At 56.5% G+C, this 11,606-nt stretch carries 12 protein-coding genes and 1 pseudogene; 8 read left to right on the forward strand and 5 right to left on the reverse strand.

Annotation, left to right across the window (positions count from 1 at the left end):
• The first annotated feature begins 130 nt into the window (after positions 1-130).
• From COMA1_RS07620 to COMA1_RS07630, 3 genes are read left to right on the forward strand one after another with little or no spacing between them, the layout of a single operon-like run.
• Positions 131-1,525: a hypothetical protein gene (locus COMA1_RS07620; RefSeq protein WP_141654251.1), complete on the forward strand. Its 1,395-nt coding sequence runs from the start codon at positions 131-133 to the stop codon at positions 1,523-1,525.
• A gap of 47 nt (positions 1,526-1,572) precedes the next feature.
• A complete protein-coding gene (locus COMA1_RS07625; protein ID WP_090746089.1) occupies positions 1,573-2,694 on the forward strand; it encodes a tetratricopeptide repeat protein in 1,122 nt (373 codons plus the stop codon).
• A 51-nt stretch (positions 2,695-2,745) separates the two neighbouring features.
• Positions 2,746-3,111 carry a c-type cytochrome gene (locus tag COMA1_RS07630; RefSeq protein WP_090746092.1) on the forward strand — a complete coding sequence of 122 codons (366 nt, stop codon included), beginning with the start codon at positions 2,746-2,748 and terminating at the stop codon, positions 3,109-3,111.
• Between the two features lie 42 nt (positions 3,112-3,153).
• Here the strand turns inward: COMA1_RS07630 and COMA1_RS21555 are convergent.
• Positions 3,154-3,279: pseudogene (locus COMA1_RS21555) on the reverse strand (cytochrome c biogenesis protein CcdA); the annotation flags it as partial.
• Between the two features lie 955 nt (positions 3,280-4,234).
• Here COMA1_RS21555 and COMA1_RS07640 point away from each other — a divergent pair.
• From COMA1_RS07640 to COMA1_RS07655, 4 genes are all read left to right on the forward strand, one after another.
• Positions 4,235-4,786 (forward strand): cytochrome P460 family protein, encoded by a 552-nt coding sequence (locus COMA1_RS07640; protein WP_090746099.1) that lies wholly within the window; start codon positions 4,235-4,237, stop codon positions 4,784-4,786.
• A 107-nt stretch (positions 4,787-4,893) separates the two neighbouring features.
• Positions 4,894-5,235 carry a hypothetical protein gene (locus COMA1_RS07645; protein ID WP_090746102.1) on the forward strand — a complete coding sequence of 114 codons (342 nt, stop codon included), beginning with the start codon at positions 4,894-4,896 and terminating at the stop codon, positions 5,233-5,235.
• A 26-nt stretch (positions 5,236-5,261) separates the two neighbouring features.
• Positions 5,262-5,741 (forward strand): hypothetical protein, encoded by a 480-nt coding sequence (locus COMA1_RS07650; RefSeq protein ID WP_090746909.1) that lies wholly within the window; start codon positions 5,262-5,264, stop codon positions 5,739-5,741.
• A 114-nt stretch (positions 5,742-5,855) separates the two neighbouring features.
• On the forward strand, positions 5,856-6,383 hold the full coding sequence (locus COMA1_RS07655; protein ID WP_176697921.1) for a response regulator: 528 nt from the start codon (positions 5,856-5,858) through the stop codon (positions 6,381-6,383).
• A gap of 158 nt (positions 6,384-6,541) precedes the next feature.
• Here the strand turns inward: COMA1_RS07655 and COMA1_RS07660 are convergent, their stop codons facing one another.
• On the reverse strand, positions 6,542-8,338 hold the full coding sequence (locus tag COMA1_RS07660) for a TIGR03790 family protein (protein WP_090746108.1): 1,797 nt from the start codon (positions 8,336-8,338) through the stop codon (positions 6,542-6,544).
• Positions 8,339-8,523: 185 nt separating this feature from the next.
• Between COMA1_RS07660 and COMA1_RS07665 the strand changes: the two genes are divergently transcribed.
• Positions 8,524-8,769: a hypothetical protein gene (locus tag COMA1_RS07665; protein ID WP_090746111.1), complete on the forward strand. Its 246-nt coding sequence runs from the start codon at positions 8,524-8,526 to the stop codon at positions 8,767-8,769.
• A gap of 146 nt (positions 8,770-8,915) precedes the next feature.
• On the opposite strand, the gene COMA1_RS07670 is transcribed toward COMA1_RS07665, so the two are convergent.
• The 3 genes from COMA1_RS07670 to COMA1_RS21365 form a co-directional block, all read right to left on the reverse strand.
• The gene (locus COMA1_RS07670) at positions 8,916-9,128 is read right to left on the reverse strand and encodes a hypothetical protein (RefSeq protein WP_090746114.1); all 213 of its coding nucleotides are present in this window, start codon (positions 9,126-9,128) and stop codon (positions 8,916-8,918) included.
• A gap of 322 nt (positions 9,129-9,450) precedes the next feature.
• Positions 9,451-10,509: an SUMF1/EgtB/PvdO family nonheme iron enzyme gene (locus tag COMA1_RS07675; protein WP_090746116.1), complete on the reverse strand. Its 1,059-nt coding sequence runs from the start codon at positions 10,507-10,509 to the stop codon at positions 9,451-9,453.
• Positions 10,510-10,513: 4 nt separating this feature from the next.
• Positions 10,514-11,287, reverse strand: coding sequence for a VPLPA-CTERM sorting domain-containing protein (locus COMA1_RS21365; protein WP_090746120.1), 774 nt, complete (start codon positions 11,285-11,287; stop codon positions 10,514-10,516).
• Positions 11,288-11,606: the final 319 nt, after the last annotated feature.

Here is an 11,606-nt window from a genome sequence, read left to right on the forward strand (position 1 = left end):
TCTCAACGGACGCCAAGATCGGCTCAGGTGGTGGCGAAGATACACAATCTTTCCAGTCGCCATTCTCCTCAGCGCGTGCTCTGGCGCCGGTGACAGCGACCAAGCTCCAAACACACCCCTCACGACCCCGATGGCATTTGTTGCCAATCAAGACGACACCACGCTCACCACGGTTCGACTCGACGGGAAAGCGACACCCGTGATCAGCACACTCTCACTCGGTCCACCACAGGCTGACGCGATCGGTGGAGTCGCCTTTTCGCTCGGCGAGTGGATATTCGTCACGAATTCCACCACAAACACAGTCGCGACGATCGATCCGATCAGTGCAACGGCGCCGATTCTTGAGGAGTTTCTGGTCGAGAATCCACTGGATACCAGAGTCAAAATCGGGCAGCGGCCGACCCGTATCTATAGAGATCCGGTCGATAAGGAAGTGCTTTGGACCATGAACGACGGTGATCCGACTTCCGGTCTTGATACGGTCGCGAACTGTACGAAGGGAGGATCGGTCTCGGTCCTGCATAACTCGCATCTCGGCGTCGGTGGGGGGGATAAACCTCGCGTGACATCGATCGTCTGCTTGTCCGGGAAAGGCGAGCACCGCATCGCTTTCGTCGGACCGCCGGTTGTTCCGGAGGAAGTGGCGTTTGTGTCAAGCAGCGCGACCGGGCTTGTCAGTGTGCTGCTTCCTGTGGCAACGGCAGACGAGAGCATTGCCTGGAGCGAGTTCTCTCTAAAAATCGATCTGTGCGACAGTACCAAGGAGCTGTCGTTGGGCCATCCGGTGTGTGACACGGACGCGACGACCCCCAATCATTCATTGCCGTCTGGTTTATTCTGGTCGCGTGCGACGGGAAAGATCTACGCTCACCTAGCCGGGTATCAGTCGGTTGCCGAGATCGACCCAGGTTCTCTCTCAATTACGCGGCGAGTCGATGTAGCAGCGGATCTTCAACAGGCGGAAATCATGCCGGACGGCCGACATCTTTTTATGATGGGGGTCGATCTGACCAGTGATCCGAGTAAAATCATCGGAAAGTTGGAGCTCCTTGATCTGACCCAAGGAACGCTCACCCTAACCGGTGCACGGGTTGACCATGTATGGCCGGCACAATTTCGCCTCACACCGGATGGAACCCGGCTCTATCTGACACTGGTGAATAGGACCAGTGGTCTCACTCCACAGCAAGCTGCGGCGATGAAAAAGGATAAACTGATGGTATTCGATATGACGATCTTCCCCACCCCCTTTCGGGCAGTGGCAGAAGTCGACTTGCCGCCGGTCGGTGTGCTTGGTGCGCATGGCTTGGATGTGTGGGCGACGGGTTCGAGCGGAGCAGGGTCGGCGAAAGGTATTGTCGTGACGAATGCTCCGCATGGCGCCAACGGGTCCGTCTCGTTGATCGATGCATCGACCAATACGATCACGGGAACCATTCCTGTGGGACGAAATCCGAAGCAGGTCTCAGTGTACTATGCCGGACTTGTGGCCAGCGATAACCAGGCCACGCCGACCTGGTGAAATCCGTCTACATCATCCCGTTCTGATCACAATGGAGAGAGGGCCATATGATGTCGAATCGAGTCATACTGATGACCCCGAGCAGGTGTAAACGACGGATTCATCCCACCCTTCTTCTCGTCTGGCTGCTGGTGGGCCTTTTTACATCAATTCAAGCCGAGGCGGCACCGGCTGATCGATGGCAGCAGTTGACGGACGAGGGAACACTCGCGCGTGAACAGGCCAGGTACAGGCAAGCGGAACAGGTCTTTCTGGCGGCGGCTCAACAGGCAGAGCAATTTGGCGTGACCGATACACGCGTGGCAGCGACGTTCAACAATTTGGGATTGGTCTTTCATGAGCAAGGACAGTATGCAAGAGCGAAGTCTTACTATGAGCGGGCGTTAGCCGTCTGGGAGCAGGCGCTCGGCACTGAACATGCCGAGGTGGCGACCGCTCTACATAACCTAGCGGAAGTCTATCAGCAGGAAGGTGAGCTTGAGCGGGCCGAGGCGTACTATCTACGGGCACTCACGATAGGAGAACGAGTTCTAGAGCCAGGCCATACTCAGTTGGCAATCGCACACAACGGATTGGGAGTTCTCTACCGGAAAGAGGGGTATCTCGTTCAAGCAGAAACGAGATTTCATCTGGCGCTAGCCCAGCTGGAACGGCAGGATGGAACCGAATCAACCGACCTCGCGCCGATTCTGAACAATCTCGCATCGCTCTATAAAGAAAAAGAGTTGTACGTCTTTGCCGAGCCGCTCTATCAGCGCGCGCTGGCCATTCGCCGCGCGCATCTCGGAGACTCGCATCCCGCAGTTGCCATTTGCCTGAACAATTTGGCCAACCTCTACCATGCCGAAGGACTCCATGAACTTGCCGATCAGCGCTATCGCCAGGCGATTGCCAGCAATGAGGGTTCAAAGGAACCGTCTGAAGGACTGATGGCCAGTATTCTTGGCAACTGGGCGATGCTCGCGCACGATCGGGGGTTACTGGATGAGGCGCGGTTGAGGTATGAACGGGCGCTTGTCATTCAGGAACAGACGCTGGGAAGAAGTCATCCCATGGTGGCCATGCTACTGGATCGCTATGCTGTGCTGCTCCATGACTTCGGACAGTCATTGCAGGCCGGACTGATGGCAACCAGAGCGTCGGCCATTCGGACACAAGGAATCAAATAACGCAGTTCCCAGTGATCGGTCATGAGACGATCAGGTGAATGAGGCCACGATATGAGGGTATTCGATGAGCATGTCGCAACATCCATCTGCACGAGAGGCAGGTTCTCGCTGTGTGCTCTGGGGCTCATGGCGAGCATGTGGCTCGGGGGATGTGGGGCGGTGTTGACGGAAATTCCTGAATTGAATACCGCTGATGGGCGGGTGTTTGCTCAGCGGTGTGGGGCCTGTCACGGAAAGCCGTTTGGTAGCCATGGCATCACGCACGGCGTGCCGGATCCACGGTTCCGGACCATAATGGAATGGCAAGAAGAGTTGACCAGGATGGACAGCCTCATGCGTGAAAAGGGGATTCAGCCCCTGACAGGATCTGAGCGTGAAGCAATCGTCCGGTATTTACACCGTCATGCGAAGTCGTAGAGCTCAAGCGGACCGATCAGTTCGCGTCTTCGAAAAAGTGCGGCCGGTAAGATAAAAAACATAGGCTGGTACTAGAGGCAACACACAAGGCGAGAGGAAAGACAGCAGACCGGCTAGTGCGGCGATTAAAAAAGAAGGAGTGTCACTACCGAGAAAGCCTGCCTCGATATAGAAATTGTTCTCTTGTGCCCATCGGGCGATGACGGCGAGCTGTTTTGTCAGGAGTGCAAAGCCGATCAGAACGAGCAGCGTACCGTTGATCAGCTGAATGGTCCGGATATGGCGAGTGAGCGAGCGTAGGAGGCCGTTTGCACGGTCCAGCGCAAGAGCGAAGAGTACGAACGGAATTCCCAATCCCAACGAGTAGGCAGTAAGCAGTAAGGTGCTGTGACCGATGGTCGTGCTGTTGTAGCCCAGGGCCATGATCGCGCCCAAGGTCGGCCCGATGCAGGGCGTCCAACCAGCCGAGAAGAAGATACCCATGAGGAAGGACGGAAGATACCCGCTGCTGTTCCGACCGCTCAGTTCAATTCGTGTGTCGGTGTAGAAAAGGCGTCGAAAATAATCAATCCCGTCTTTTATCCACCGGACCAGCGGAAACCACCGGACCCCCATTCCCCCAGTAGCAGAATTCTCCAAGCGGCCAAACCAAGTCGACAGCGTGTCGAACAAACCCATCGTCGCCAGCCCAAAGACAATCACAATGGCCCCACCGATCCTGGCCAGCGAATCGCGAAGGTCAAAGACCAGTTGACCGATACCACTCACCGCCGTGCCTAGAGCCACAAAGATGATCGAGAACCCGAGCACAAAGAGAAACGCGTGGATCAATGGTTTCGGGCGCTTCATCTGGGCTCTTGCGACTTCGTCAGTCATCGAGGTGAGAGGGTGTATGTAGATGTGCCTCAATGCCATCGGCATCAGCGATGCACAGTATAAGTTATTTTATGCTCACCGGAAGCAATGAACGATGAAAAACCGACTGAACCCATAGTCGTCAGACGCTTCATCCACCAAATCTGTAGCAACAAGAGATCCGAGTAGCACGTATGAGTAGACGGTGAAGCACGCACTCGGTACAAGGAACCGGATCCTACGGAGAAGCGTACAGAAGGAGGTGCCGATGACACTCAAGAATTGGAGCCTGGCACTATGTGCCGTTGCGATATTGGGATTTGCCGAAGTCGGCTCAGCGGAGACTGGCTCTGCCCAGGTAAGGTTGAAAGATGGAGAGCCTGCGTTGCCGGTCGGGTATCGGAATGGACCGAAGTTCTTGACTGAGATTCAGCGACCGGACATCAAGCAAGTCCGCGAGCTATTCATCAATGCCGTAGGCGCCGCAACGAAGGCGGGGCAACCGTTTCCAAACGGGACGGTGCTGGTGATGGAGCTCTATAAAGTCAAGCTCGACGGAGAAACGCCTGTGATCGGTCCGGACGGCAAATTGATGAAGGGGGATCTCGCTAAAATCTTCGTCATGGAAAAAGGTGAGGGTTGGGGACAAGAGGTACCCGAGAATCTCAGGACCGGTCATTGGGTCTTTGCGGCTTATGGCCCTGACGGGAAAGCCTTGTCCGAAGACTTCAGCAAGTGCCGAGGCTGTCACGCCCCATTGACCATGAAAGACTTTGTCCCTCGCTACGATGAATACTTTGAAAAGCGGGTCGCCCGATAACGGTACATGCGAGTCAGACTTCTCGGACACAATGGTACTCAGAACGCTGAGGGTATCGATGAAAGTCGATACAGCTCAAGGCACAACTTGCCCATAAGGAGTCGACAATGCCTCTACTGATGGTGCTCATCTTGACGATGTTCTTGCTTCCTATGAGTCAGTCTCAGGCTGAGGATGCGCCGTTAGTGACGCTGTTACGTGCGCAGGCATTCAATAAGATGTTTGACGGCTTTGACTACTATCACGTCAGGATTGAACGTGACGTCACGGATGCCGATGGAGCGCATGAAGTAACGGCCGTGGCGAGCGGAAAATTTCTGGATCAAACCAGGCGAGTTACTGCCCGGTTTCGTGTCGTGGGTGAGACCGTGGTTGGAGGCCAGGTGCTGAATGAACAAGGGCTTCCACCCTGTCTCTTGTCGGTTCAGCCGCGTGAGGAATCGTTGTAATGGGGCATAACCTTGGAGGCGAACGAATGAGGAGAAGGTCTGGTGTGATCGGTATGGCAGTATCCGTGAGTATGTTCATGATGGGTGCGGCGGCCTGGGCATTACAAGCCGGAGGAGTGGAAGTGGGCGACCTTGAAAGCGGATCAGTGGTGGGCCAACGGTTCAAGGAATTGTCGGTTGATCTCGACATTCATGCCACGGAGATCGGTGGGCTCAAGGTGCTCTATCCTCCGGTGTCGGTACTGGATCTGAAGTCGCGTCCAGGAAACCCGGTTTTGCTGCGTGTGACTAATCGATCCACCAGCGAGCGGGGGTTTCTCATGACGACGGCGGCGAATCAAGCGGCCCCAACAGTATTGAATGTGCAGCTCGTGCTCAAACCGGGAGAGAGTAAGTATATCGGCATCCCCACCAGCGATTTGCTCTATGCCGCTGGAGCCACCTTCGTCTATCGAGATCATCTCAATCCCAAAGATCCAGGTGGCACACTGCTCCTGCTCAAGTAGCGACGGATCGTGTGACGTGAGGATGCGACGGATGACAAGCGGGCGCGATGCTGTCAGGCCGATGTGTGCGCGAGGCTCACCAAAAGGATGAACCGTTCATTCGATAGCTTAGCGATGATGAAGACAGAACAGGAAGAGAGTCACTCCGTTCGCGTGCTGTTGGTTGATGATTCCAACAGTGCGCTCCATGAGTTGGAAACAGCACTTTCAAAGCAGAATCGGATCATGGTGGTCGGCACGGCCTGCTCTGAGATCGATGCGCAAGCAGCGGTGCAGATATGTCAGCCGAACGTGGTCGTCCTGGAGATGCTCGTCGGACGAATGAGCGGGATCAACATATGTAGAACCCTTCGACAAAAACATCCGAACATCGCCGTCCTATTTTTCACCGCAAAGGATGATGCAAGCCTTCTGCGCTCGGCAATCAATGCCGGGGCGCAAGGCTATCTATTGAAGTCGGCATCATGCGAGGCGCTCCTAAAAACCATCGAAGCCGTCGCAATCGGGCGGGTGGTAATTGATCCCAGTTTGACCAGCCAGGTCTTTACCTGGATTCGGGAAAGGAAGCGAGTTACGCCACGATGGTCCATGGCGAATTCGTCGGTTGAGGATCTGAAGTTTCACGTGTACGTGCCATCCTGAAGCACGAACAGCGCGGTTTCGCCCCAACTCAATGTTAGGCAGAGTCTGACTGTAGCTCGTCTCTGCTGCCCGTACAATCGGTCGCGCCGAACACGGAGTGCTGAAGCAGTGGGAGGCTTTCCCCAATAGTAGCGCGGGTGATCATTCGTTTTCCGTACTCACTGAGCCTGTTGTTGGGCCGGTAAGTTCGGCTGAGCGGTGAGGCGCTGCTCGGCTTGTTGCAGCAGGGAGATCAATCGCTTCTGTCGATCGTGCATGAGATCATGTGCCCGTCGCCGTTGCGCAACGGGATCGCCCAATCGCCGATCCGAAGGGGCGATGGATGGAGAATCCGCTGACGGTATCGATGAACGTCCTTTCATCGGATTGTAGAGCGGATCGCCGAATAGGACCATCCTCCAGCTAATGGTTCGGCTTGTGAGATAGTAGACCTCGGCGAGAGAGTACTTTCCCGATAACAGCAGAGTGGTAAAGCGGGCCGGTTCCGGGAATGCGTCGAGGTAGGGTTCCCCGACTGAGCCGAGCGTGGCCGTAATCCCGTGTTCCAGCGCATTCTTGCACCAGCCTCGCTCGCCACGGTCATGCACCGTCAGGGATTCGGCAGAGGCCATGTGATAGCCGATGGCTCCCGGGCTGAACGAAAATACATCTTCGTACGCCCGTAGCTTGTACCAACCGATGTAGAGCGCCACGTTCGGGACGGCGGTCATCGTTGCTTCGGAAACGTCCAGCACGACGTTGTACGAAGATTTCTCCTTGACCAGCGCTGCAGCCTCTCGCAAGCTGTGATCGTAGTGGCCGTAGGTGTCGATCGCACCATCCGGTTGCAATCCCCGGGCATCAAAGTACACGCTGCCGTTCAATCCCGTGCGCTCTGCTTGTAGGGCTCGGTCGACGAGACCCTTCGCCAGTTCAGGGGTCGGAGCGTCCAGCCGACTGGCCATGAGAATAGGGAGTTGATCGCTGGAGGCGGCATGATCTTGAAAAAGAGGGTTGTCCCAGCGCCAGGCGACGGGATAAAGATTCCGGTCCCACCACAATAGACTTAATTCGCTGTCGAGACTAGCATCGGCATAGGTATAGGTGAGTCGATCGACCTCCGCGCTCGCGAGTTCCAGCACACCACGTACGCCGAAGAGCCGTTCCGCCCAGCGGTAGAGCAACGGACGGTGTGAGGTGATCGGGTAAAGCCCGAGTCCTGTCCACAGGGAGCTTGACCGATCCAGTAGTGCACGCCAAGCGGCTGCTTGAGGCGTTTCCGGAGGCGCTTCATGCGCTTCAGATCCCGTTCGTTTCGGGAGCATGATACCCCAGCCACCATATTGCTGAGTCAGCTGAATCAATTCCTGCGTAGGGCGCTCGGTCGATGGGATCCGCTGTTGCTGGAGCTGCGTAAGCGCGGTACGCCAGCTCCGGTCGACTTGTGAGACAAGCGCGGCTGTCCTGGCCGCTTCGAGAATATCTTGCGCCGGGAAAGGCGGTGTGCCCTGTGGTCTCGATGCTTCCGGCACAAGCTGTTCGAACTGCTGTTTCAACTGCTCCAATCTTGTCCGGCTGGTTTTGACCAGTTGTTGGGCGTCTGTGAGCCGGCGGTGTTCTTCTTCCGAGAGATGAGGCGCTTCCACCCGCAACGGGATTCCATAGGTGGTGACGAGGATGCGAACGGACGAATGGAGCGCGCGGTCTTCCAGTATACGTCGAAGCGGCATGACGACGAGATCCTCGTATTCTTGACGGGAAATCGTGTCGCGAAACGGGAGCGTGAGCGGAATGATGTGGTCTGATGGAATGTTACGCTGAGCGGCATAGTGCCGAGCCACAGCGAGGCTGTCGGGGTTCGTGGCGTTGGCTACGATGGCGACATGCTGCGGCCGAAGCTCGGCCTGTGCGAGCGAGAGCGGCGCGATCGTCGCCAGAAGAGAAGCACAAATGAGGGGACGAAAAGAGTGGATCATCGGGTATCACACTGTATCGTAGGTGCGATCAGGAAGAAAGACGGTCAATCAGGACAGTTGGAATGGAGGGTATGACCGACTGACAGAAGCTGTCTGGCTGAGAAGGCGGCTATCACTGCGGCGCATCATTGTTCCGATCGCGCACCGTGTGACGAGAGGGAAGAGGGGAGGGTTCTGAACAGACGATGAGCCGGCTTCTGGTTCTTGGTGCGACTGCGATTCCGGACGATTACCGGATCGATGATCTCGCCGCAGCTGATGCAGCGCCATCCACAGAGGTAATCGTCTTGAGCGTTGCTGGCCGTAACGAGGAGATCAACCGCGCACATGAGGCCACGGCACCGACGGCAATTCATGGAATGCGGGCTCCGGCTCTGATAGGGATATCGCAACGGCGTGACAAGTTCCCTTCTCCCGTTCAACCTCGATAGTCAGACGTGATGTTTACGGCACTCGTTCTTCTGTTCGTGTACCCTCGCAGGTCTTTCGGTACGTCATGGTCGACGGATGAGTTCTCCTTACCCAACGCGCTCACCGCATCGGCAATCCATGGGAGAAATGAGGAGACAATGGTTCTTTACCGACGAGCGAAGCCGAGTGGTTTCACGCCGCGACCGAACGGCCAGGCCACGGCGGCGAGGGAAACAGAAGACGCCGTGATGGTGTTGCCGCTGACCAGGAACGTCACGGCGCTGCGGCTTAGTGCCATGCGGGTATCCGTACCACGAGAGGCTGCCGATGGGCCGTTCTGCCGGCGAAGCAGCCGTGAAAATAGGACGCGGGTCGTCATCGATTGTCTCCTTGATGATACGTGGCGACCACGAAGTCCATGATAGGTCCCATTTCTAGCAAGACAATAACCAGGCGATCTACTCACCGATACCTACCGCTGCACTGGTTGACACAGAATCGGGTGTGCAGATGCTTGACCAATCGCTATCTGTGCGTGAAGAGAAGAGTCGCCGCCGGCACCAGTCGATGCGGTGTTGCGAAAACAGGAAACCACCCCGTTCGGTACGGCTGGAGTAAGCGAAAGAGCCGCGCACTTCAGGCCACGGCGTCACCGGCAATTCATCGGATGGCTCACCCCGTTCATTGCCCAGTGAGACAATTCAAGAGGCAATAGTCTTGTGCCGCCGCGCTACGCCCATCAATCCAATGACGGCACTCCCAAAGAGCCAGGCCGCTGCGGGAAGCGGCACGACGTTGATCGGGCCCAGGCTGGATAGTCGAAACCCGAGGCTGCTGCCTCCGATCAGAGGATTGTACTCGCTTGTGTAGGTCGACCTCAGCGTCGACTCATCGAGCCAGAGCGACCCGCCGCGCATGATGCGTCTCGACCCGCTCACCGCATCAATCCATTCCATCACGTTGCCGCCCTGATCGAACGTCCCGTAAGGACTCGCGCTCTCGATCCCGGCGCTGCCGACGGAGGTGACATGGCCGAGATTGATGGTGCCGTCCCAGTTGGCGCCGAAGTTGTAATTGGCCACATTAGGGCCGGGATTGGCAATCACGCCGGTCGCGGTCGCGGCGGCGACCACCGGGATGTCGTCGCTGCTTGTCGGATAGAGATAATAGTCGGCTGTCGCGCCGTCATTCTTGTGAAACGCCGCCTTATACCATTCATCCTGACTCGGAATGGCGACCCAGTTCATAGCGTTGTGTTGTGCCGATCCATGCGTTCCCTGGGTTGCTAGTGTGTTGGTATCGCTGAAGGTGTAAAAGCCATTCTCCGTATCTCCGGTCATCACCCAGTTGGCGAATCGCGCGGCATCGTAGAAACTCACGTAGTTGACCGGCTTGTCATCATAGTTGAGCTTGGGGCTATACATCGTGCCTGCTGTGGCCTGCGGGTCAAAATTAATCCCACCTTTGACGACGGCAAACCCGGTGGCATTGGTCATATCGGGGTTGTAGAGATCGTGCGGGTTGCTGCCGGTGGGGTCGACTGTATTTAGAAATGCGGCATACTGCGCATTGGTTACCTCGGTGTTGGTGATGTGGTAGCTGTACGCGACTGAGCCGAGTCCGGTCAGGGGGTCCGGGAGATTCCCGGCATTGCCGACAACCACGGTGTCGAGGGGCAACACTGCGGCGTGGACCAGTGAAATGGGATACGTGGCTGCGGCAAAGGCCGCAGCCACAAGGGTTCGGCAACGAAAACTCATCTGGCTACCCACAATGTGCCATCCGACGACGCGCGACTCCGGCCAATCCGATCACCCCGCTGCCGAACAGCCAGGCGGCGGCGGGCAGCGGGACGGGTGAGGCAAAGGTGAAGGTGCCGACGGTCTTGCCGAGATCGCTGGAGTGGAAGAAGGCATTGGTGACCTCCGGACTCCATTTGAGATTCCCGGACAGGTTCAACGAGAAGGGATTGCTGTCGACGGCGACATCGGTCAACTCTAGGCCAGGAACGGGAAATCCATAGTTGTTCAGCAGGTACCAACCTGAACCTCCGGCCGAGTTGCCGATTCGCGTGGCATCGTATTTCAAAGCGTAGTCGCCGGTCGCAAAGATCCCAGGAAAATTCCCCATGAATCGGAGTACGCCGCCCAGGCCGATCTGTCCGGCAGCCGTGCCGGTCACGTTGTTCGGATCGTAGGTGAAATTCGTCGCCTGAATGGCCCGACCTGCTGGATTGGAAACTGTGGACCCGGTGACGCCATAGACCAAGCCAGTGGCAGGAATCTCGCCGTTGCCTGGTACGAGATTCGTATTGACGACGTCATTGATTTGCGCGCCTGTCAGCGAAGGCGAGGTGAAGAATTCCTCAAGAAAAATCGTCGGCGGGGTGCCGCTTGGATTCAGAACGAGTTGGGCTAACGCATCACGGTCAAGACTCATCGTGAACTCGCCGCCGGTGACGGTGGCAGCCGGCGCCACAGCCGGCAAAATGAACAGCACGGTGGAAAGCACGAGGGAGGTGAGAGTCGAGGACTTCATGATGGTTCTCCTTGGTTGTGATAATTGAGGGATGTGATGTCTGGTATTCAATCTGGCATTCTTTGCAGGCGCCTGTGGGCTGCTCGACCAATCCAAGCAGTCCTCCCGCCGTGAGTTGGGATAAGGAAACGAGAATTACCCTTAAGAACACTATTATCAAGGGCGATTCGAGATTATCTACCGATCAGTGCCTGCAGCTGCACTGGATGCAACAGGAAATGAGGTTGGGTTGATAGAAGGAGGGAAAACGTTTGTGTGGAAGGCCCGGGCCGTCGTTTTCTGACCAACGACGGCCCGGATTGCTTAGTCTTGATACATC

Source organism: Candidatus Nitrospira nitrosa (assembly GCF_001458735.1).
In the GTDB taxonomy this organism is placed as follows: Bacteria; Nitrospirota; Nitrospiria; order Nitrospirales; family Nitrospiraceae; genus Nitrospira_D; species Nitrospira_D nitrosa.

What these genes read in the sequence shown, in the direction of transcription:
- COMA1_RS07675 (WP_090746116.1), bottom strand. Translation starts at nt 10,509, where the DNA reads ATGAGTTTTCGTTGCCGAACCCTTGTGGCTGCGGCCTTTGCCGCAGCC.
- COMA1_RS07645 (WP_090746102.1), top strand. Translation starts at nt 4,894, where the DNA reads ATGCCTCTACTGATGGTGCTCATCTTGACGATGTTCTTGCTTCCTATG.
- COMA1_RS07620 (WP_141654251.1), top strand. Translation starts at nt 131, where the DNA reads ATGGCATTTGTTGCCAATCAAGACGACACCACGCTCACCACGGTTCGA.
- COMA1_RS07625 (WP_090746089.1), top strand. Translation starts at nt 1,573, where the DNA reads ATGATGTCGAATCGAGTCATACTGATGACCCCGAGCAGGTGTAAACGA.
- COMA1_RS21365 (WP_090746120.1), bottom strand. Translation starts at nt 11,287, where the DNA reads ATGAAGTCCTCGACTCTCACCTCCCTCGTGCTTTCCACCGTGCTGTTC.
- COMA1_RS07655 (WP_176697921.1), top strand. Translation starts at nt 5,856, where the DNA reads ATGATGAAGACAGAACAGGAAGAGAGTCACTCCGTTCGCGTGCTGTTG.
- COMA1_RS07660 (WP_090746108.1), bottom strand. Translation starts at nt 8,338, where the DNA reads ATGATCCACTCTTTTCGTCCCCTCATTTGTGCTTCTCTTCTGGCGACG.
- COMA1_RS07630 (WP_090746092.1), top strand. Translation starts at nt 2,746, where the DNA reads ATGAGGGTATTCGATGAGCATGTCGCAACATCCATCTGCACGAGAGGC.
- COMA1_RS07670 (WP_090746114.1), bottom strand. Translation starts at nt 9,128, where the DNA reads ATGACGACCCGCGTCCTATTTTCACGGCTGCTTCGCCGGCAGAACGGC.
- COMA1_RS07640 (WP_090746099.1), top strand. Translation starts at nt 4,235, where the DNA reads ATGACACTCAAGAATTGGAGCCTGGCACTATGTGCCGTTGCGATATTG.
- COMA1_RS07665 (WP_090746111.1), top strand. Translation starts at nt 8,524, where the DNA reads ATGAGCCGGCTTCTGGTTCTTGGTGCGACTGCGATTCCGGACGATTAC.
- COMA1_RS07650 (WP_090746909.1), top strand. Translation starts at nt 5,262, where the DNA reads ATGAGGAGAAGGTCTGGTGTGATCGGTATGGCAGTATCCGTGAGTATG.